19 protein-coding genes and 1 riboswitch are annotated in these 19,328 nt (G+C 68.6%); of the genes, 11 read left to right on the forward strand and 8 right to left on the reverse strand.

Annotated features, from left to right (window positions below; all coding sequences use genetic code 11):
- Positions 1-23: 23 nt before the first annotated feature.
- Positions 24-1,109 carry a DUF1176 domain-containing protein gene (locus IQ292_RS03550; protein ID WP_203308947.1) on the reverse strand — a complete coding sequence of 362 codons (1,086 nt, stop codon included), beginning with the start codon at positions 1,107-1,109 and terminating at the stop codon, positions 24-26.
- Complete coding sequence (locus IQ292_RS03555; protein WP_238940787.1) at positions 1,106-1,984, reverse strand: CPBP family intramembrane glutamic endopeptidase; 879 nt, start codon at positions 1,982-1,984, stop codon at positions 1,106-1,108. Before IQ292_RS03555 ends, IQ292_RS03550 begins: the two co-directional genes overlap by 4 nt.
- Before the next feature lie 82 nt (positions 1,985-2,066).
- Between IQ292_RS03555 and IQ292_RS03560 the strand changes: the two genes are divergently transcribed.
- Positions 2,067-2,936, forward strand: coding sequence for a 3-hydroxybutyryl-CoA dehydrogenase (locus IQ292_RS03560; protein ID WP_203308948.1), 870 nt, complete (start codon positions 2,067-2,069; stop codon positions 2,934-2,936).
- A gap of 11 nt (positions 2,937-2,947) precedes the next feature.
- Positions 2,948-3,094: a hypothetical protein gene (locus IQ292_RS03565; RefSeq protein ID WP_198665907.1), complete on the forward strand. Its 147-nt coding sequence runs from the start codon at positions 2,948-2,950 to the stop codon at positions 3,092-3,094.
- A gap of 30 nt (positions 3,095-3,124) precedes the next feature.
- Here IQ292_RS03565 and IQ292_RS03570 read toward each other — a convergent pair whose 3' ends face one another.
- Positions 3,125-4,465 (reverse strand): amino acid permease, encoded by a 1,341-nt coding sequence (locus IQ292_RS03570; RefSeq protein WP_203308949.1) that lies wholly within the window; start codon positions 4,463-4,465, stop codon positions 3,125-3,127.
- 16 nt (positions 4,466-4,481) lie between these two features.
- Positions 4,482-5,816 (reverse strand): NupC/NupG family nucleoside CNT transporter, encoded by a 1,335-nt coding sequence (locus IQ292_RS03575; RefSeq protein ID WP_203308950.1) that lies wholly within the window; start codon positions 5,814-5,816, stop codon positions 4,482-4,484.
- Between the two features lie 230 nt (positions 5,817-6,046).
- Here IQ292_RS03575 and IQ292_RS03580 point away from each other — a divergent pair, with 230 nt between their 5' ends.
- The 7 genes from IQ292_RS03580 to IQ292_RS03610 all read left to right on the forward strand — a co-directional run bounded on the left by IQ292_RS03580 (position 6,047) and on the right by IQ292_RS03610 (position 11,836).
- Entirely contained in the window at positions 6,047-6,724 is a 678-nt protein-coding gene (locus IQ292_RS03580; RefSeq protein ID WP_203308951.1) for a queuosine precursor transporter, read from the forward strand.
- Positions 6,725-6,797: 73 nt separating this feature from the next.
- A complete protein-coding gene (argB, locus tag IQ292_RS03585) occupies positions 6,798-7,697 on the forward strand; it encodes an acetylglutamate kinase (RefSeq protein WP_203308952.1) in 900 nt (299 codons plus the stop codon).
- 95 nt (positions 7,698-7,792) lie between these two features.
- Entirely contained in the window at positions 7,793-9,634 is a 1,842-nt protein-coding gene (locus IQ292_RS03590; RefSeq protein WP_203308953.1) for an ABC transporter ATP-binding protein, read from the forward strand.
- An 82-nt stretch (positions 9,635-9,716) separates the two neighbouring features.
- Positions 9,717-10,025 (forward strand): YggT family protein, encoded by a 309-nt coding sequence (locus IQ292_RS03595; RefSeq protein WP_203308954.1) that lies wholly within the window; start codon positions 9,717-9,719, stop codon positions 10,023-10,025.
- Positions 10,026-10,032: 7 nt separating this feature from the next.
- The gene (locus IQ292_RS03600) at positions 10,033-10,335 is read left to right on the forward strand and encodes a DUF167 domain-containing protein (protein ID WP_203308955.1); all 303 of its coding nucleotides are present in this window, start codon (positions 10,033-10,035) and stop codon (positions 10,333-10,335) included.
- On the forward strand, positions 10,332-11,219 hold the full coding sequence (gene folD, locus IQ292_RS03605) for a bifunctional methylenetetrahydrofolate dehydrogenase/methenyltetrahydrofolate cyclohydrolase FolD (protein WP_203308956.1): 888 nt from the start codon (positions 10,332-10,334) through the stop codon (positions 11,217-11,219). Before IQ292_RS03600 ends, folD begins: the two co-directional genes overlap by 4 nt.
- Positions 11,216-11,836, forward strand: coding sequence for a MarC family protein (locus tag IQ292_RS03610; protein ID WP_203308957.1), 621 nt, complete (start codon positions 11,216-11,218; stop codon positions 11,834-11,836). Before folD ends, IQ292_RS03610 begins: the two co-directional genes overlap by 4 nt.
- A gap of 191 nt (positions 11,837-12,027) precedes the next feature.
- Here IQ292_RS03610 and IQ292_RS03615 read toward each other — a convergent pair whose 3' ends face one another.
- Positions 12,028-12,543, reverse strand: coding sequence for a YciE/YciF ferroxidase family protein (locus tag IQ292_RS03615; RefSeq protein ID WP_203308958.1), 516 nt, complete (start codon positions 12,541-12,543; stop codon positions 12,028-12,030).
- Positions 12,544-12,834: 291 nt separating this feature from the next.
- On the opposite strand from IQ292_RS03615, the gene IQ292_RS03620 reads away from it, so the two are divergent.
- Together IQ292_RS03620 and ung are read left to right on the forward strand one after the other, a co-directional pair.
- Positions 12,835-14,136, forward strand: a complete 1,302-nt coding sequence (locus IQ292_RS03620) for a S41 family peptidase (RefSeq protein ID WP_238940788.1) — start codon at positions 12,835-12,837, stop codon at positions 14,134-14,136.
- A gap of 144 nt (positions 14,137-14,280) precedes the next feature.
- Positions 14,281-14,976, forward strand: a complete 696-nt coding sequence (gene ung, locus IQ292_RS03625; protein WP_203308960.1) for a uracil-DNA glycosylase — start codon at positions 14,281-14,283, stop codon at positions 14,974-14,976.
- Positions 14,977-15,093: 117 nt separating this feature from the next.
- On the opposite strand, the gene thiC is transcribed toward ung, so the two are convergent.
- The 3 genes from thiC to IQ292_RS03640 form a co-directional block, all read right to left on the reverse strand.
- Positions 15,094-16,941, reverse strand: a complete 1,848-nt coding sequence (gene thiC, locus IQ292_RS03630; protein WP_203308961.1) for a phosphomethylpyrimidine synthase ThiC — start codon at positions 16,939-16,941, stop codon at positions 15,094-15,096.
- Between the two features lie 64 nt (positions 16,942-17,005).
- A riboswitch (TPP riboswitch) is annotated at positions 17,006-17,116 on the reverse strand.
- An 87-nt stretch (positions 17,117-17,203) separates the two neighbouring features.
- Entirely contained in the window at positions 17,204-18,184 is a 981-nt protein-coding gene (locus tag IQ292_RS03635; protein WP_203308962.1) for a ferritin-like domain-containing protein, read from the reverse strand.
- Positions 18,185-18,203: 19 nt separating this feature from the next.
- A complete protein-coding gene (locus IQ292_RS03640) occupies positions 18,204-19,238 on the reverse strand; it encodes a ferritin-like domain-containing protein (RefSeq protein WP_203308963.1) in 1,035 nt (344 codons plus the stop codon).
- Between the last annotated feature and the right edge of the window lie 90 nt (positions 19,239-19,328).

The raw sequence follows: 19,328 nt of genomic DNA on the forward strand, positions 1-19,328 counted from the left end.
CGCGTGACCGCCGAAAGGGCCGGTCACCGCCGCACGGACGCGCGCCACGTCGTGATGAAATTGGGATTGCCGCGGCATTCGCCCATGTCGCTCTGTTCAATCAGGCGATACCGCCGGCCGTCCCAGGCGAAGCGCTGCGAGGATCCGCAATCGCCTATCCCGCGTCCCTTGGCGTAGCTGGTCAGCGCGTCGCCGTCGAAATCGCCGTTGACGACGCTGTGCACCGGCGTCTGCGGGTCGGCACCCGTCTCTTCGAAGCCGGACGGCGCGTCGACATCCGCGGGGGTGACCTTGCTGCCGTCGACGACGAACAGCGCCCCAATGACGTTGTAGGCGCCGGCAGAGCAGGGCAGCACGGCGAGCAGGCGCTTGTCGGGCAGTTCCGCGACGGCAGGCGTACCGTCCATCCCCTCCATCAGCTCGCATCGGGCGATCCGGTTCATCGCCGCGACGACCGTAGCGGGCAATGCCGCGCTGTGGGGCGACAAGCGTTGCGCGTCGACCGCCGGCAGCGCGGGGGGCGGCGGCACGCTGGTTGCGGGGGCGGTGCCGCGCGCCACCGTCGCGGTTGCGGTGCCCGCACGATGCTGCATCGCATCGATATAGCGCAATGCGGCGGACGCGCCCTTCAGCGACACGGTGCCGCCCGGGACCTGCAGGACCTGTCCGTTCGCCATGGCGCTCGCGAGCCTGTCCGCATCGCTTCCCACGTCGCGGCCGTCCACCGTGAACCGCGTCGGGGGGATGCGCCCCTTCGCGTCGGTCGCCCCCTCGCCGAGGTCGGCGTGGAAGCGACCCGCCGGCCCCGGATCGCGCGTCAGGTTGAGCGTGACGCCCTCGCCCACGCCATCTTCTGGGAGCAGTGACGCCATGGTGCAGGACAGCCCGTTGTCGCACCCGACGCTCCAGTCGCCGAACGTCTTGAGCGTGCCCGGGCTGGGTGCGGCGTTGCGGTCGACCGGCACCGGCGCAGCCGCCGCCGCGACACGGCCGGGCGTCGCGACCGCCGTCGGCATGGTGGCGGGCGCCGAGTCACGGTCGCCGGGTCGCTGGCCCGAGCAGGCGACGAGCAGCAGCGCGGGCGCGGCGAGCAATGCGGTACGGGTCATGATCGATGGCCTCCTGTCCCTCGGGGATGCGCGTCCCGCGATCGTCGCAACGCGACTGCCATGACCAGCAGGAAGACGCAGAAGCCGACGAGCATCGCGGGCAGCGACGCCTCCGGTCCGAAAGCGCCGCCGCTCAGCCAGTCCGGACTGCCCGCGACAGGGGCACTGACGAAGAGGCTGCCCGTGTCCGCGACCCCCGACACACGCGCGCCGAAGATCGACCCCTGCGCGATATTCCATGCGGCATGGACGCCGACCGCCATCCATATCCGGCCGGTAAGCAGATAGAAAGCGGCGAGCATCAGCCCCGCCTCCACCGCGATGGCGATGGCGGCGACGAGGCTGGCATTGGGATTGCCGAGATGCATGAGGCCGAAGAGCAGTGCCGAAGCCGCGAGCGCGGCCCAGAGGCCGACCGCGCGCATCAGCAACCGGAAGACGATCAGCCGCAGCAGCAATTCCTCGGCAAAGCCGACGCGCAGCATGGATGCAAGGTCGTTCGCCCAATCGCTCCACTGGCCGGAGGCGAGCGTATAGACGCCCGCGACCCGCAGGATCGTGAAGACGAGTGCGAACATGCCGGTGCCGACGGCAAGGCCGATCGCCAGTTCGGGCAGCGCGGCGCGGGGCGCGAGCTCGTCGGGGTCGCGCCGTTCGCCCCAGCGGACCGCGGCGGCATAGGCCAGATAGGCGACGAGTGTCATCACCGGCCGGATCACGTCGCGGCCGAGGCCGGACAGCCGCAGCCAGTTGGGATAGAGAAGGAACGATGCGGCGACGAACAGCAGTACCATCCATCCCAGCGCCCGTGCCCAGCGCCATCGTCCGGGCGCCAGCACCCCCGCGTCGCCCAGCGAGATCATCGTCGCCCTCATGCCGCTCCCCCTTGCGCGGCGGAGCCTAACCTGGTGGCGGCGGACGCGAAAGCCGCTAGAGGAACGCGAAAGGAGAGCAGGCATGCAGGCAGTGGGTGTGATCGGTGCGGGCCAGATGGGCGCGGGCATCGCGCAGGTGAGCGCGACGGCGGGCTATGACGTGCTCCTGACCGACGTGACCAAGGACCGCGCCGAGGCTGGCAAGGCGGGGATCGCCAAGCAGCTGCAGCGCCAGGTCGACAAGGACAAGATCGATGCCGCGACGCGCGACGCGATCCTGGCGCGGATCGCGCCGGTGGAGGGCACCGGCGGCATGGGCGCCTGCGACCTGATCGTCGAGGCGGCGACGGAACGCGAGGAGATCAAGCGCGCGATCTTCGCCGACGTGGGCAAAGTGATGAAGGACGGCGCGATCCTCGCCTCGAACACCTCCTCGATCCCCATCACGCGACTCGCGCAGGCGACGCCCGACCCGGCACGGTTCATCGGCGTGCACTTCTTCAATCCCGTGCCCGTCATGGGGTTGATCGAGATCATCCGCGGCCTTGCCACCTCCGACGCCACCGTCGCGGCGATCGAGGCCTATGCCGAGAGGCTGGGCAAGCAGGTGGTGCGCGCGAACGACGCACCTGGTTTCATCGTCAATCGCGTGCTCATGCCCTTCATCAACGAGGCGGTGTTCGCGCTGGGAGAGGGCGTCGCGACGATCCGTGACATCGATCTCGGCTGCCAATTGGGTCTGAATCACCCGATGGGGCCGCTGACGCTGGCCGACTTCATCGGCCTCGACACCTGCCTCGAGATCACGCGCGTGTTGTTCGAGGGCACCGGCGACCCCAAATTCCGGCCGGCACCCTTGCTCGTGAAATATGTCGAGGCAGGCTGGTACGGCCGGAAGACCGGCCGCGGCTTTTACGATTACACGGGCGCGGAGCCGGTGCCGACGCGCTGAGGAGACGGGACATGAGCCTCGACGACACGATCGTCGACACGCCGGAAGGGCCGATGACCTTCCGCGAATGGAAAAAGAAGAACCCGGTCCAGCTGCCGTCGCGGCGGACCAAGGGCAAGGACCTGCCCAACAAGGTCAAGACGCGCACGGGGGAGTGAGGGGCGAAAGCCCCCCTCCCTTCGGACGGTTCAGCCGCGCCCGCGCAGCCAGAGCGCGTAGATGCCCGACAGCAGGGCCACGAAGGGCAGGCCATAGAGCAAAGTCGCACCGAACGCCGCCGTCAACGGCGTGATCGCCAGCGCCGCGACGATTCCCGCCAGGCCGGCGAGGCTCGTCCAGGGGTAGCCCCACATGCGGAACGCCGCCGGCGCCCCGACGCGCGCGCGGAAGGCGAGATGCGTCGCGAAGATCATGCCCCAGGTGAACAGCGCGCCGAACACGGAGACCGCGATCATCACGCTGAGCGCCGCCCCCGGCATCGCCGCATAGACGACGGCCGCGACGGCGATGCCGCTGCCCGAGGCGAGCAGCGCGCGCGCCGGCACGCCCCGCGCGTCGACCGCGGCGAACCCGCGCGGTGCGAGGCCGCTTTCGGCAAGGCTGAACAGCATCCGGCTCGCGGTATAGATCTGGCTGTTCATCGCCGACAGCGCGGCGATCAGCACCACCGCATTGATCGCCCCCGCGGCATAGGGCACGCCCGTCGCCGCCATCACCGTGACGAAGGGGCTAGTCGCGGTGCCGGCTTCGGTCCACGGCACGATCGCGAGCATCACCGCCAGGCTGCCGAGGTAGAAGAGCGCGAGTCGCAGCATCGTCGCCCGGAAGGCGCGGACGATCGCGCGCTCGGGCTCGGCCGCCTCGCCGGCGGCGACCGCGATCATCTCGATGCTGATGTAACTGAACAGCGCGACGATCACCGCCTGCGCCATCCCCCACCAGCCGTTGGGCAGGAGTCCGCCGCGCGCGGTATAATGGGCGACCGCGGCGCCGCTGCCCGCGCGCGCGATCACCAGCAGGCCACCCGCGACGAAGCCGAGGATCGCGACGACCTTGATCGCGGAGAAGACGTATTCGACCGCGCCGAACGCGCGCACGCTGGCGAAGTTTACGGCGAGCAGGGCGGCGGAAAAGCCGAGGATCCAGACCAGCCCCGGCACGTCCGGCGCCCAGTAACGCATGTAGATGGCGACGGCGGTCACCTCCGTGCCCACCGCGAGCACATTGGCGGCGAGATAGGCATAGCGGACGAGGAAGCCGGCGTAGGCGCCGAGATGGCGTTCCGCGAGCAGGCCGAAGGCGCCGGTGGCCGGATCGGCCACCGTCATTTCGGCAAGGCACCCCATCAGCGCGAGCGTGATCGCGCCGCCGATCGCATAGCTCAACAGGACCGCCGGTCCCGCGAGCTGGATGGCGAACCCGCTGCCCAGGAACAAGCCGGTGCCGACCGCGCCGCCGATCGCGATCATCGCGAGCTGTCCCGCGCCGAGGGCACGGCGCAGCCCCGCCTCCGTCCGTCCCGCAGACATCGGCCCGGTCAGCGGATCAGCCGATCAGCAGGCCGGCGAGCGCCGCCGACATCAGATTGGCGAGACTGCCGGCGAGCAGGGCGCGAATGCCCAGCCGCGCGATAGTCGGCCGCTGGTTCGGCGCGAGGCTGCCCGTCACCGCCATCTGGATCGCGATCGACGAGAAATTGGCGAAACCGCACAATGCGAAGGTGACCACCGCGATCGTATGCGGGCTGAGCTGCGCAGCCTGCTTGCCGAGGTCGATATAGGCCACGAACTCGTTGAGCACGATCTTCTCGCCGAACAGGCCACCGGCGATCCCCGCCTCGTTCCACGGCACGTTGAGCAGGAACATCACCGGCTGGAAGACATAGCCGAGCAGCCCCTGGAAGCTCAGCTCGGGATGGCCGAACAGGCTGCCGATGCCACCGAGCAGGCCGTTGGCCAGCGCGACCAGCGCGACGAACGCCAGCACCATCGCGCCGACCGCGACGGCGAGCCGCACGCCCGTCTGCGCGCCCTGCGCGGCCGCCATGATCAGGTTCGCCGGCTTCTCTTCATCATGGGTGGCCTCGGGCAAAGGCTCGCCGGGCGTGCCCTCCGGCAGCAGGGCGGCGGGGCCCTTGCCGCTCACCCGGCTTTCCGCGAGCGCGATCTGGCGGTCCTCGTCGGGCAGGTCGCCCAGCGGCAGTTCGCCCTCGGGGGGAACGCTGCGGTCGGGCATGATGATCTTCGCCATCAGGATGCCGCCCGGTGCCGCCATGAAGCTCGCCGCGAGCAGATAGTCGATGCTGATCCCCATCGACGCATAGGCCGCCAGGATCGTGCCGGCGACGCCGGCCATGCCGCTGGTCATCACCGTGAACACCTGCGGCGGCGTCAGGCCGGCGAGATAGGGGCGGATGACGAGCGGGCTCTCGCTCTGCCCCACGAAGATGTTGGCCGCGGCGCACAGGCTCTCGACCTTGCTGGTGCCGACCACCTTCTCGATCGCGCCGCCGATCCAGCGCACGATCAGCTGCATGATGCCCAGATAATAGAGGATCGAGACGAGGCTGGCGAAGAAGATGATCACCGGCAGCGCGGCGATGGCGAAGGAATGTCCGCCGACGGTCGGGCTGGCGAGATTGCCGAACAGGAATTCGGTGCCCTTCTGCGAATAGCCGAGCAACGCGGCGACGCCCGCCGATGCACCCGCCAGCGCGGCGCGGCCGGGAGTCCAGTACAGCACCATCACCGCGATCAGCGCCTGCAAGGCAAAGGCCGCTCCGACGACGCGCAGCCGGATCGCGCGGCGATCGGTCGACAGCGCGAAGGCGATGCCGAGGATGACGAGGATGCCGGCAACGCCGATCAGGATACGATTCATGGATGCGTCCGGGTGTGGAAAAGGGGGACGCGGCCCCCCGGCAGCGTCGATCCACCATACACGCGCTTTTTCCGGGGGCTAGGGGGAAGTGCATATGCCGATCCCCGATGCGGGGGCGGGGACATAGCCCGGATACCCTGTCTGTGCCGGCGCGGCCGCCCCCCTCTCCCGGCGGGTCGATGGCAGCGGAAGTCTTTGCCCGTCCCGCGAAACCGGCTAGCGTCGAGCCGATGGACACCCCCACGCGCGGCATTGCCCCCTCGCTTTTCGCCTATTCGATCTTCTACGGGGGGATGGTGTGCATCGCCGGCGTGCTCGGCAACAAACAGGTGGCGCCCTGGCCAATCTCGGAGATCGGCCGCCTGTTCCTGGGAGGACCGCTCGCGGTCGAGGCCGGCATCTTCGCCTTCCTGCTACTCGTCGTCACGTCGAGCGCCGTCGCCGAGCTGCACGGCAGCCATGTCGCCAACCGCCTGGTCCGCGTCGGCTTCGTGCCGTTGCTCGTCTCGCTGCTGCTGTCGTGGATCGTGTGGATGCTGCCGCCGTCGCCGGCGATGCTGCCCGCCAACCGCGACGCGATCCAGCTGATCCTGGGATCCACCTGGCGCATCTGGCTCGGCGGCATCGTCGCTTATGGCGTGTCGCAGACGCTCAACGTCACGATCTTCGCCGCGCTGAAGGGGTCGGAAGGCAGTCGGCTGCTCTGGCTGCGTGCCGCGATCGCCAGCATGCTCAGCCAGGTCGTCGACACGTTGCTGTTCGTGACGATCGCCTTCTACGGCGAATTCCCGATCGGGCCGCTGATCATCGGCCAGATGATCGCCAAGGTGACGCTGTCGGCGATCCTGGTGCCGCCGCTGATCTATCTGTTCGTCGGCATCGGCAAGCGCCTCGACGCACGCGGATGACCCTTGCGGGGTCGCCGGAGCGAGGAGGACAAGCCTCTGTTCCCGCCCCCCGTGGCCCGCTAAAGCGCCGGATATGACCGACTCCCCCTCCCGCGCGGCGCTGCTCGCCAAGGCCGAGACGCTGACCGAGGCCTTGCCCTATCTGCAGCGCTACGCCGGCAAGACGTTCGTCGTGAAATACGGCGGCCATGCGATGGGCGACCCCGAACTCGCGCGCGATTTCGCGGAGGACGTCGTGCTGCTCAAGGCGGTGGGCATCAATCCGGTCGTCGTCCACGGCGGCGGTCCCCAGATCGGCGCGATGCTGAAGCGGCTGGGCGTCGAATCCCGCTTCGTCGACGGCCTGCGCGTCACCGATCGCGAGACCGCGGACATCGCCGAGATGGTGCTCGCCGGATCGATCAACAAGGAAATCGTCGCCTGGATCGGCAAGGCCGGTGGCCGGGCGGTCGGCATCTCCGGCAAGGATGCCGGCTTCGTCACCGCCGCCAAGGTCGGCCGCGATGCGCCAGATCCGCTACAGGGGATCGAGCGGCACGTCGATCTCGGCTTCGTCGGAGAGCCGGTGGCGGTCGACCGCACCATCATCGATCAATTGTCGGCGAGCGGGATCATCCCCGTCGTTGCGCCGATCGCGATGGGCGCGGACGGCGAAACCTACAACATCAACGCCGACACGATGGCCGGCGCCATCGCCGGTGCGCTCGGCGCCGCGCGCTTCTTCCTGCTCACCGACGTCGCCGGCGTGCTCGACAAGGCCGGCACGCTGCTGACCGACCTCGACGCCGACCGGATCGCCGGGCTGAAGGCCGACGGCACGATCTCCGGCGGCATGATCCCCAAGGTCGAGACCTGCGTCGCGGCGGTCGAGGCGGGCGTCGATGCCGCCGTGATCCTCGATGGCCGCGTGCCGCATGCGATGCTGCTCGAGATCTTCACGAGCGCGGGCGCGGGGACGTTGGTCCACGCCTGAACGCGCCGGCGGCTCCGTCCGTCCGTCGCGGGATCGACTTGATCCCGGATTGGCCCCACCTATGTTGCAGTGCAGCAACAGCAAGGTGGCAAACGATGCCCTTCCTGGCCAGTCCGGGCCGCTTCCTGTGGCATTATGTCGCGGCGCGCCCGTGGATGTTCCTCGGCCTCGCTGTCCTCGTGGCGGCGGCGTCGACCGGATCGGTCGGCGTTCAATATGCGATGAAGATGCTCGTCGACGCGATGACGACGGGCGGCGAGGCGCGTACCCATGTCTATCAGGCGCTCGCCGCCTTCGTCGGGCTGGTCGTGCTGGAAAGCGCGTTGCAGCGCGCGGCCGCGCTAACTCTGGGCCATGCGACGGTCGTGTCGGGCGTCGGGATCCGGCTCGACATGGTCGATTACCTGACGGGCCATCAGCTGCAATTCTTCCAGAGCCAGCGCGCGGGATCGCTCGGGCACCGCATCTCCGGCCTCGCCGGCATCTTCGGCGCGCTCATCCACCGCCTGCTGCAAGAGGTGACGCCGCCGTTGATCGCCTTCGCGGGCGCGATCCTGATCTTCGTGTCGATCGATCCGCGCATGGCGGCGGTGCTGGGCGCGATCTTCCTGATCGTCACCGGCGCGCTCGTGCTGCTCGGGCTCAAGGGCCATATCCATCATCGCGAGTTCGCCGAGCGTGCGGGCGTGGTCGGCGGCGAGCTGGTCGACCTGATCGGCAACATCTGGGTGGTGAAGGCCTTTGCGGCGCGCGACCGCGAGCTCGACCGGCTGCGCGACTTCCTGCACGAGGAAGCGGCGGCGCAGCGACGTGGCTGGTTCTTCGTCGAGCAGATGCGCGGCCTGCACGATGCCGCGCTGGCGATCCTGGTCGGCGGCACCTTGATCTGGGCGATCGGCCGCTGGTCGGCGGGGGCCATTTCCACCGGTGACGTCGTCGTGATCAGCACGATGACCTTTCGCATCCTGCACGGGTCGCGCGATCTCGCCATGGCGCTGATCGATACCAGCCAGCAGTTCAGCTACCTGCGCGAGACGCTCGACATCATCGGCGTGCCGCAGGCGCTGGCCGACGCGCCCGATGCGGTCCGGCTGCGCGCCGGCGAGGGCAGCGTGCGGCTCGACCACGTCACCTTCGGCTACGATCCCCGCCGCCCGGTGGTGCACGATCTGTCGCTGGAGGTACCCGCCGGGCAGACGGTCGGCATCGTCGGCCCGTCGGGCGCCGGCAAGTCGTCGATCCTTCAGCTCGTCCAGCGCTTCTACGATCCGCAGGCGGGCGCGGTGTCGGTCGACGGCCAGCGGATCGACCGCGTCACGCTGGACAGTCTCAGCGACGCGCTCGCGGTGGTGCCGCAGGAGGTGCTGCTCTTCCACCGTACCGTCATGGAGAATATCCGCTTCGCGCGGCCGGACGCGAGCGACGAAGAGGTGTACCGCGCCGCCGAGGCCGCCGGGTGCGACGATTTCATCCGCCACCTCCCGCACGGCTACGACAGCATCGTCGGCGAGCGCGGCACCAGCCTGTCGGGCGGGCAGCGCCAGCGGATCGGCATCGCGCGCGCCTTCCTGAAGGACGCGCGAATCGTGCTCCTCGACGAAGCGACGAGCGCACTCGACACCGAATCGGAACTGGAGGTGCAACGCGGGCTTGACGCGCTGATGGCCGGGAGGACCGTGCTCGCGGTCGCGCACCGGCTATCGACGATCGCCGGCTTTGACCGTGTCATCGTCGTCGAGGCAGGCCGGATCGTCGAGGACGGGCCGCCGCAGGCGCTGCTCGCGCGGCCCGACGGCGCGTTCCGCGCCCTCTGGGCGCGACAGGCAGAGGGGCTGGAGCAATCCGCGGCCCGGGGCCGGCTGCGCCTCGTCTCCGATACGGGCACGTTGATCGGCGACCGCCTCCAGGCCGCGTGGCGGCGGGCACGCGCGCGATGACCGCCCTCCGCGGAACCGCCCCTGTTCCCCGTGCGTCCGGCACGCTACATCGTAACGCTACCGTTTCCACGAAAGGCCCCGCGTGTTCGCGCTGACCCTCATCCAGATCCTCCAGGTGCTGCTCGACGTCGTCTGGTGGATCATCTTCGTGCAGTTCATCCTGTCGCTGCTGATCGCGTTCAACGTCATCAACACGTCGAACAACTTCATCCGCTCGCTCTACCAAGGGCTCGATCGGCTGACGGAGCCGATGTACCGGCCGATCCGGCGCTTGCTGCCGAACACGGGCGGGATCGATTTCTCGCCGATGGTGGTGCTGATCCTGATCGCGATCGGCGACATCATCCTGCGCAACCTGGCGATCGGCGTCGTCTCTTCCGCCACCGTGTGAGCCCGCCATGCCCGCGTGGCGGCGCGTCGGCGACGGACTGGAGATCGCGGTACGCGTCACGCCGCGCGGCGGCCGCGACAGCCTGACCGCCGGGATCGAGGCGCATCTTGCCGCCCGGCTCGCGGCCGCACCGGTGGATGGCAAGGCGAATGCGGCGCTGATCGCACTCGTCGCCGAAACGTTCGGCGTGCCGCGCCGGTCGGTGACGCTGGTCGCGGGCGACACGTCGCGGTTGAAGCGGCTGCGAATCGCCGGCGACGCCGCGGTGCTGGCGGAAACCGCCGCCCGGCTCTATGAGGCCGGGCCATGACCGACACCGCCCCCGCGACTCTCATCGACGGCAAGGCGCGCGCCGCCGCCCTGCGTGCCGACATCGCCACCCGTGTCGCGCCGTTTCGCGCCGCGACCGGCCGCGCGCCCGGCCTGGCGGTCGTGCTCGTGGGCGAGGATGCCGCCAGCGCGGTCTATGTCCGGTCGAAGGGCAAGGCGACCCGCGAGGCTGGCATGGAGAGCTTCGAGCATCGCCTGCCCGCCGACACGACATCGGACGTGCTGCTCGACCTGGTGGCGCGGCTGAACGCCGATCCCGCCGTCGACGGCATCCTGGTCCAGCTGCCGCTGCCCGCGCATATCGACACCCAGGCGGTATTGCTCGCGATCGACCCGGACAAGGACGTGGACGGCTTCCATCCCGTCAATGCCGGCAGACTCGCGATCGGGGCCGAGGGATTCGTGCCCTGCACGCCGCTCGGCTGCCTGCTGCTGCTCCGCGACGTCCACACCAGCCTGGCGGGCATGGAGGCGGTGGTCATCGGCCGGTCGAACATCGTCGGCAAGCCGATGGCGCAATTGCTGCTCCAGCAAAGCTGCACCGTCACCGTCACGCACAGCCGGACGCGCGACATCGCCGATCACGTCCGCCGCGCCGACATCGTCGTCGCCGCGGTGGGCATCCCCGGCTTCGTGCAGGGTGACTGGATCAAGCCCGGCGCGAGCGTGATCGACGTCGGCATCAACCGCACCGATACCGGCCTGGTCGGCGACGTGGACTTCGCGGCCGCCCGTCAGGTCGCGGGCGCGATCACCCCCGTACCCGGCGGGGTCGGGCCGATGACGATCGCCTGCCTGATCCGCAACACCTACGTATCCGCCTGCCGCCGCGAAGGGATTGCGGACGAGGGGCTGGCGCTGTGATCGAGCTCTTCGTCTCGTCGGTCATCACCTTCTTCGTCGTCATCGACCCACTGGGCTGCGCGCCCATCTATGCCGGCCTGTCCGCCGGCGCTTCGCCGGTGCACCGCCGCGCGATGGCGGTGCGCGCCGTCACCGTCTCGTCGATCATCCTGCTCGTCTTCGCGCTCGTCGGAGAGAAACTGCTGCATGGCCTCGGCATCAGCCTGGCAAGCTTCCGGATCGCCGGCGGCATCATGCTGTTCCTGATCGCGCTCGAGATGGTCTTCGAAAAGCGCACGCAGCGGCGCGAGGATCGCGCGGCAAAGGTGGCGCACGACCCCGAGGCGGACGACGTGTCGATCTTCCCGATGGCGATGCCGATGATCGCCGGGCCGGGCTCGATCGCCACCGTGATGCTGCTGATGGCGCGCAGCGACGGGCTGGAGGCCTCGCTCGTCGTGCTCGCCGCGATGGCGACCATGCTGCTGCTGACGCTGCTTGCGCTCCTTGCCGCCGGCCCGCTGATGCGGCTGCTTGGTACTCGCATCGAGGCGGTGATCACGCGTCTGCTGGGTGTCTTGCTCGCCGCGCTCGCGGTGCAGTTCGTAATGGACGGCCTTCAGGTCAGCCTACGCTGAACGTCGCGCGCGACGCTCCGCCCGGAAAGGCCGGAAGCGTCGCGGCTGGCGGTTCTTCCCATGCGATCCAGCGAGGCAGGATCGGGGGCGATGCCGCACCCCACCCCCACCGGCCACCCACACAGCGAATCGTGGATGGGCGGCCGGGTGGGCTAAGGGCAGGCGCCGTTTCCATGCACATGAATCAGACTTCAGGCCTCTACCATCCCCGCGCGTGCGTTGAGCTTTGCGGTGGCGAGTTCGGTCAGCTTGGCGTCGGTCGCCTTTTCTTCCTCGAGCGTCTCGCGCAGGATCGCGGCGCACTCGCTGCGGCCCAATTGTTCGGCCCAGGTGACGAGCGTGCCGTAGCGGCTGATCTCATAATGTTCGACCGCCTGCGCTGCCGCGGTGAGCGCCGCATCCAGCACCGCCTTGTCCGACACCTCGCCCGCGACCTCGTCTGCCTCCTTGATGATGCCGTCGATCGCTGGGCACGTGACCCCCTTGGGCTGAAGCCCCTCGATCTCGAACACGCGACGCAGCCGCTCGATCTGCCCTTCGGTCTCGCGCAGATGCTGCTCGAATCCCTGCCGCAGCTGCGTGTCGGTCGCCTTCTCGATCATCTTGGGCAGCGCCTTGGTGATCTGCTGCTCGGCGTAATAAACGTCCTGAAGCTGATGGACGTACAAATCCTGCATCGAGGCGATGTCTTTGCTGAATAGGCCCATGATCTTTACTCCAGGATGAAATCTTCATGACGGGGCTGCAACGATCGCGGCGTCATTGCGATAACTTGATGGTTTAAACGAACTTTGGCGCTTGGCGGTTGCGGGGAAATCTGCCTAACCTTGGTCAGGGTCGGGCGTGTGCCCCGGCCGGAGGGGACGGACATGGTATCGCGTTGGGCAGGATCGATCGCGTTGGTGGCCTTGCTTTCGGGCTGTGGTGGAGGGGGCGGTGGCGATACGTCTGGCGGGACGACCGCCAGCACGTCCTCCGCAAGCGTCGCGGGATGCTCGTTGCGCGATCGGCAGAACTGGGTCGCCTCGCAGGTACGCGAATGGTATCTGTTCCCGGACACCCTGCCCGCCAGTCTCGATCCCTCGCCCTACTCTACCGTCAGCGCCTATCTCGACGCGCTGACCGCGACCGCGCGCGCGCAGGGCAAGGACCGCTATTTCACCTACCTGACCTCGATCGCGCAGGAGAATGCCTATAACGCATCGGGGGCGACCGCCGGTTTCGGTCTGCGCTTCAGCCTGGACACCAGCCAAGGCGCGCGGCTCTACGTCACCGAGGCGTTCGAGGGCGCGCCTGGCCTCGCCGCCGGCATCGATCGCGGCGCGGAGATCCTCGCGATCGGCGCGTCGAGCGGCAACCTGACCTCGGTCACCAATCTGTATGCGCAGGGCGGCACCGCGCTCAACGACGCGCTGGGGCCGTCGACCGCGGGCACGGTGCGCTATCTGCAGGTTCGCGACGCCAGCGGCACCCGCACCGTGGCGGTGACCAAGGCGGACTTCAACCTGCCGGCGGTTTCCCCACGCTATGGGGCGCAGGTGATCACCGACGGCGGCCAGCAATATGGCTATCTCAACCTGCGCACCTTCATCCCGGCGGCCGACCAGTCGCTGCGCGACGCCTTCGCGCAATTCCGTGCGGCGGGGATCACCAATGTGGTGATCGACTTCCGCTACAACGGCGGGGGCGCGCTGGCGACGGCGGAACTGATCGGCGACCTGCTCGGCGCCAATCGCCAGACCTCCGAAGTCTTCGACTATGTCAGCTTCCGGCCGGAGAAGGCGAGCAACAACACGACGCGCTATTTCAATCCGCAGCCCCAGTCGATCGCGCCGACCCGCCTCGCCTTCATCGGCACGAGCGGCACGGCGTCCGCCAGCGAGCTCGTGATCAACGCGATGATCCCCTATCTGCACGCCAATGTCGGGCTGATCGGCGGCAACACCTATGGCAAGCCCGTCGGCCAGATCGGTCTCGACCTGACGCAATGCGACGATCGGCTGCGCGTGATCGCGCTCGCCATCCAGAACGCCAACCGTCAGGGTGGCTACTACACCGGCCTGGTCGGCACGGTAGAGGCGAGCTGCCGGGCCGGCGACGACATCCGCTATGCGATGGGCGATCCGCGCGAGGCCTCGACGCGCGCCGCGCTCGACTTCCTGCAGGGCAAGAGCTGCACGCCGATCACGGCAAGTGCGAGTACCGGCGTCACCGCGCAGGCGGCAGGCGGTCGTGAGCCGATCGTCCAGGATCTGCAGACGCTCTCGCCCGCGCAACGCGACGTCCCGGGACTTTACTAATGTATGATCCAGCAAGGCTGGATCGGGCGAGGGGCGAATTCGGGCGCCGCTTCCACGCACGTGGATCGGGGTCTGGCGCATGGCGCGTCGCGAGGCCATCCACCCGGTTGATCACGGCGCCGGGCCAACGGTAAGGCCGCGCGCATGACCGATCCCCGCATGGACCCAAGCTGGCTCGAGCCCCTCCGGACCGCCTTGGACACGCCCGAGATGACGGCGCTGCGCGATTATCTGCGGGCAGAGGAAGCGGCGGGAAGGCATGTCTTCCCGCCCCGCGAGGACCGGTTTCGGGCGTTGGAGCTGACGCCGCTATCCGACGTCCGCGCCGTCATCCTGGGGCAGGACCCGTATCACGGGCCGGGCCAGGCGCACGGCCTGTGCTTCTCCGTCCGCCCCGGCGTCAAGACGCCGCCCAGCCTCGTCAACATCTACAAGGAACTGAAGAGCGATTGCGGCATCGCGCCGGCACCGCACGGCTTCCTCGAACATTGGGCCCGGCAGGGCGTGTTGCTGCTCAACAGCGTTCTGACGGTCGAGCAGGCGCGCGCCGCCTCCCACCGCGGGCGCGGCTGGGAGGCGTTCACCGATGCGATCGTCCGGCTCGTCGCGGCAAAGGACGAGCCCGTCGTCTTCATGCTCTGGGGCAGCTACGCGCAGAAAAAGGCGGCGTTCGTGGCGGATGTGTCGCGCGGCGGCCGCCATCTGGTGCTGAAGGCACCCCATCCCTCGCCCCTCTCCGCGCATACGGGGTGGTTCGGCACCGGTCACTTCAGCAAGGCCAACGCCTTCCTCGAAGCCCATGGCCGCGGGCGCATCGACTGGGCGCTGCCGCCGGTCTGAGCGCCGCCGGACCTGCGTCCCGGCCGAGGACGCGACACACCGCCGCTACGCATGCGGCGGCCGCGTGCCCGTCCCGATGCCGCCCGCGGCCGGCGCGCTTCCAATTCCCGGACCGCCTTATTCGGCGGCCGGCAGGTAGACCTCCCCGCCCTTTTCCCGGAACGTCTCGCTCATCTTCGCCATGCCGGCTTCAGCGTCTTCGGCGGCAACGAACGTCTCGACTGGCGCATTCTGCTTGGCGGCGAAGTCCCGCACCTCCTGCGTGATCTTCATGCTGCAGAATTTGGGGCCGCACATCGAGCAGAAGTGCGCCGTCTTGGCACCTTCCGCGGGGAGCGTCTGGTCGTGGTACTGCTCCGCCGTCTCCGGATCGAGGCTCAGGTTGAACTGGTCGCGCCAGCGGAATTCGAAGCGGGCGCGGCTCAACGCGTCGTCGCGCATCTTGGCGGCCGGATGACCCTTGGCGAGATCGGCGGCATGGGCGGCGAGCTTGTAGGTCACCACGCCGACCTTCACGTCGTCGCGGTCGGGCAGGCCGAGATGCTCCTTGGGCGTGACGTAGCAGAGCATCGCCGTACCGTACCAGCCGATCATCGCCGCGCCGATGCCGCTGGTGATATGGTCATAGCCGGGCGCGATGTCCGTGGTGAGCGGCCCCAATGTATAGAAGGGCGCCTCGCCGCACGCTTCCAGCTGCTTGTCCATGTTCTCCTTAATCTTGTGCATCGGCACGTGGCCGGGGCCCTCGATCATCACCTGCACGTCCTGCTGCCACGCGCGCTTGGTCAGTTCGCCCAGCGTGTAGAGTTCGGCGAATTGCGCCTCGTCGTTCGCATCGGCGATGCTGCCCGGGCGCAGGCCGTCGCCGAGCGAATAGGCGATGTCATACGCCTTCATGATCTCGGTGATCTCGTCGAAACGCTCGTAGAGGAAGCTTTCCTTGTGATGCGCGAGGCACCACTTCGCCATGATGCTGCCGCCGCGGCTGACGATGCCGGTGACGCGCTTCGCGGTGAGCGGGACGTAGGGCAGGCGGACGCCGGCGTGGATGGTGAAATAGTCGACGCCCTGCTCCGCCTGCTCGATCAGCGTGTCGCGGAAGATCTCCCAGGTCAGGTCCTCGGCGATGCCGCCGACCTTTTCCAGCGCCTGATAGATGGGCACGGTGCCGATCGGCACCGGGCTGTTGCGGATGATCCATTCGCGCGTGTCGTGGATGTTGCGGCCGGTCGACAGATCCATCACCGTGTCTGCGCCCCAGCGGATCGCCCAGACGAGCTTGTCCACCTCGGTCGCGACGTTGCTGGCGACCGCGCTGTTGCCGATGTTGGCGTTGATCTTGACGAGGAAGTTGCGACCGATCGCCATCGGCTCGGTTTCGGGATGGTTGATGTTGTTGGGGATGATGGCGCGGCCCCGGGCGACCTCGTCGCGGACGAATTCCGGCGTCACGTAATCGGGGATCGCGGCGCCGAAGCTGTTGCCGTCACGCGCATATTCGCGAAGCATCTCGCGACCGAGATTCTCGCGCGTCGCCACATATTCCATCTCGGGCGTCACGATGCCGCGGCGCGCATAATGCATCTGGCTGACGTTGGCGCCTGCCCTGGCACGCAGGGGGCGGCGGACGGTGTTGGGGAATTGCGGCACGCCGCCGGAGCGGTCGGGGCCGAGCTGGCCATTGTCCTCGGGCCGCACCTCGCGCCCGTCATAGGACTCGACATCGCCCCGCGCCTCGATCCACTGTCGGCGCAGCTGCGGCAGGCCGGCCATGATGTCGATGCGCGCCGCCGGATCGCTGTACGGCCCCGACGTGTCATAGACGTTGAGGGGCGGCTCCCCCGACGACGGATCTAGATCGATCGCGCGCATCGCCACGCCCAGCGGCCCCACGTGGATCTTGCGGCTGCCGCGGATCGGGCCGGTGGTGACCTTGAGTTCGGTGCGGGCGGGAATATCGGCCATGTCGCGCATCTCCTTGCTATCGCAAGGAGCGGCTCGCATGCACGCCGGTCGACCGGACCGGCACTTCTCGCAGCGACGCCCTCCCTACGCCGGTGTCAGCCGGATCAGGTTCGGCGGGTCGGAGGCTCCGGCCTCCCTCTCAAGCGCAGGATCAGCGCTCCCCCGGGGTGGCGCCTGTCTACGCGCCTTATCCCCGGACGCCAAATGAAAAGGGCCGCTCCCGCAAGGGGAACGGCCCGTGACGATGCCAAGGGGTCGCGCGTCAGCCGTTGCTGGCCGAATTGAAGATCGTGCCGTTCACCCCGCTCGGGAAGAAACCGCCCGACTTGACCTGCGACTTGTTGAGATAGGCGATGTTGAGCACCTGCCCCGTCGAGCGGCTGAACACGATGCCGTTGCTGTCGGTCGGCACGATGTTCGACGTCGTCGCATTGCCGATGCCCTGGTCGATGTCGGGCACCCCGTCGAGGCTGTCGCGCGCGTCGCTGAGCTGCTGGACCTGCGCGAAGATCGTGTTGGTCGACACGCCCTGGCGATAGAGCAACGTGCGGATCAGGCCGGCATGATAGGCCTCCGTCGCCAGGATGCCGGCCGCGGCTTCGATATACACCTTGGTCTGCAGCAGCGGCGCCGCGCCCTTGTAGGCGCTGACCCCGACGTCCTCGAGCAGGAAGGCGGCGAGCAGGAAATTGACGTCGCTGGCATAGGGATTGAACGTCTGACCCTGCTGGATCAGGCCGGCCGCGAGCGCCGCCGCGGTGAACGCGCCGTTCGCATCGCCGCCGATATTGATCGCGGGCATGGCGATCGCCGACGAGCCGATCGTCGCGCGCAGGAAGCCGACGTGCGCCGCCTCGTCGGCCGCGATCTCGCGCGCATATTTGGTGACCGTGTCGCTCAGAGTCGCTTTCTGACCGCCAGTGACGGTGCCGAGCGTGCCGACGCCGCCGGTCAGCCCCGCCGACAGGCCGGTTCCATAAGCGGCATAGCTGTAGAACTGGGCCTCGAGATATTCGAGGTTGAGCGCGAAGTTGAGGACGTTGAAATCCCCGGTCAGGTCGGTCGCCGAGGCGCTCGGCGACGGCGCGGGGGTGTTGCCGGTGTTGCTGCCGCCGCACGCGGACAACAGCGCCAGGCCGCCGCTCGCGGCCGCGGCGCCGCCGGCATAACGCAGGAAGGTCCGGCGTTCGGCACGGCGCGCGGCGATCGCATCGACGACCTGATGGCTCGAAAAATCGGTCATGGGACGATACTCCGCTGAATCAGGCCGAAGCCGCGCTGGCCGCGCTTTGCTTGACGTTGCCGTTGACGCCGTTCGGGAAGAACCCGCCCGATGTCGCCTGCGCGCTGGTCAGATAGGCGATGTTGAGCACCTGCCCCGGCGTGCGGCTGTAGGCGATCGCATTGGCGTCGGCTGGCACGATGTGAGCGACCTGAACCGACGTGGTCGACGCATCGGCGTTGGTGATCGTGGTTGAGGTCTCGGCGATGCCCTGGTCGATGTCGGTCTGGCCGTCGAGTGCGTCGCGCGCATCGCTGAGCTGGCCGACCTGGGTGATGATCGCCGCATTGCCGAGGCCGAGGCGATACAGTTCCTCGCGCACGATCGCCGCGTGATAGGCCTCCGTCGCCAGGATGCCGGCCGCCGCCTCGAGATAGGTCTTGCTGGTCAGCAGCGTCGAGGCGCCCTTGTAGGCGGTGACGCCGACATCCTCGAACAGGAAGGCCGCGTAGAGGAAATTCTGCACGCTGGCGAAGGGATCGAAGACCGCGCCGGTCGCGATGAGACCGGCGGCCGCGGCCGCCTTCGAAAAGGCACTGGTCGGCGAGGCCGACAGGTCGATGGTCGGCTGCGCGATCGCCGAACTGCCGAGCGCCGAGCGCAGGAAGGCGACGTGCGCCGCCTCGTCGGCCGCGATTTCGCGCGCGAAGTTACCGATGATCGCCGCGTCGCTGGCGCTGACGGTGGCGTCGCCGCCGAAGTTGACCGCGCTACCGCCCAATACCGCGCCCTGCGTGCCGGTGCCGGTCAGCAAGCTGTTGGACAGGCCGACGCCGTTCGCCGCGAAGCTGTAGAATTGCGCCTCGAGATACTCGAGATTGAGCGCGAAGTTGAGCACGTCGGCGTCGGTGACCGTCGCGCTTTGCGCCGCGGCCTCGCCGGCCAGCCCCAGCGTCGCGGCACCCGCGGCGCCCACCGCGACCGCGCCCAGCGCCGATTTGAAGAAAGCGCGGCGATCGTCGCGCCGCAGCGCGCGCGCGTCCAGCGCCGCGGTCACATCCAGGCTGTCGGTCATACTCGGGATCTCCCCTTCACGCGCGAGGCCGGGCCCCGCATGGGCCGTCAGCCGTTCCGCATCACAGGCCGCGCGTCAAGCGAAAGCACG

It is taken from the genome of Sphingomonas beigongshangi (assembly GCF_016820445.1).
GTDB classification, from domain to species: domain Bacteria; phylum Pseudomonadota; class Alphaproteobacteria; order Sphingomonadales; family Sphingomonadaceae; genus Sphingomonas; species Sphingomonas beigongshangi.

What these genes read in the sequence shown, in the direction of transcription:
- IQ292_RS03550 (WP_203308947.1), bottom strand. Translation starts at nt 1,109, where the DNA reads ATGACCCGTACCGCATTGCTCGCCGCGCCCGCGCTGCTGCTCGTCGCC.
- IQ292_RS03555 (WP_238940787.1), bottom strand. Translation starts at nt 1,984, where the DNA reads ATGAGGGCGACGATGATCTCGCTGGGCGACGCGGGGGTGCTGGCGCCC.
- IQ292_RS03560 (WP_203308948.1), top strand. Translation starts at nt 2,067, where the DNA reads ATGCAGGCAGTGGGTGTGATCGGTGCGGGCCAGATGGGCGCGGGCATC.
- IQ292_RS03565 (WP_198665907.1), top strand. Translation starts at nt 2,948, where the DNA reads ATGAGCCTCGACGACACGATCGTCGACACGCCGGAAGGGCCGATGACC.
- IQ292_RS03570 (WP_203308949.1), bottom strand. Translation starts at nt 4,465, where the DNA reads ATGTCTGCGGGACGGACGGAGGCGGGGCTGCGCCGTGCCCTCGGCGCG.
- IQ292_RS03575 (WP_203308950.1), bottom strand. Translation starts at nt 5,816, where the DNA reads ATGAATCGTATCCTGATCGGCGTTGCCGGCATCCTCGTCATCCTCGGC.
- IQ292_RS03580 (WP_203308951.1), top strand. Translation starts at nt 6,047, where the DNA reads ATGGACACCCCCACGCGCGGCATTGCCCCCTCGCTTTTCGCCTATTCG.
- argB (WP_203308952.1), top strand. Translation starts at nt 6,798, where the DNA reads ATGACCGACTCCCCCTCCCGCGCGGCGCTGCTCGCCAAGGCCGAGACG.
- IQ292_RS03590 (WP_203308953.1), top strand. Translation starts at nt 7,793, where the DNA reads ATGCCCTTCCTGGCCAGTCCGGGCCGCTTCCTGTGGCATTATGTCGCG.
- IQ292_RS03600 (WP_203308955.1), top strand. Translation starts at nt 10,033, where the DNA reads ATGCCCGCGTGGCGGCGCGTCGGCGACGGACTGGAGATCGCGGTACGC.
- folD (WP_203308956.1), top strand. Translation starts at nt 10,332, where the DNA reads ATGACCGACACCGCCCCCGCGACTCTCATCGACGGCAAGGCGCGCGCC.
- IQ292_RS03615 (WP_203308958.1), bottom strand. Translation starts at nt 12,543, where the DNA reads ATGGGCCTATTCAGCAAAGACATCGCCTCGATGCAGGATTTGTACGTC.
- ung (WP_203308960.1), top strand. Translation starts at nt 14,281, where the DNA reads ATGACCGATCCCCGCATGGACCCAAGCTGGCTCGAGCCCCTCCGGACC.
- thiC (WP_203308961.1), bottom strand. Translation starts at nt 16,941, where the DNA reads ATGGCCGATATTCCCGCCCGCACCGAACTCAAGGTCACCACCGGCCCG.
- IQ292_RS03635 (WP_203308962.1), bottom strand. Translation starts at nt 18,184, where the DNA reads ATGACCGATTTTTCGAGCCATCAGGTCGTCGATGCGATCGCCGCGCGC.
- IQ292_RS03640 (WP_203308963.1), bottom strand. Translation starts at nt 19,238, where the DNA reads ATGACCGACAGCCTGGATGTGACCGCGGCGCTGGACGCGCGCGCGCTG.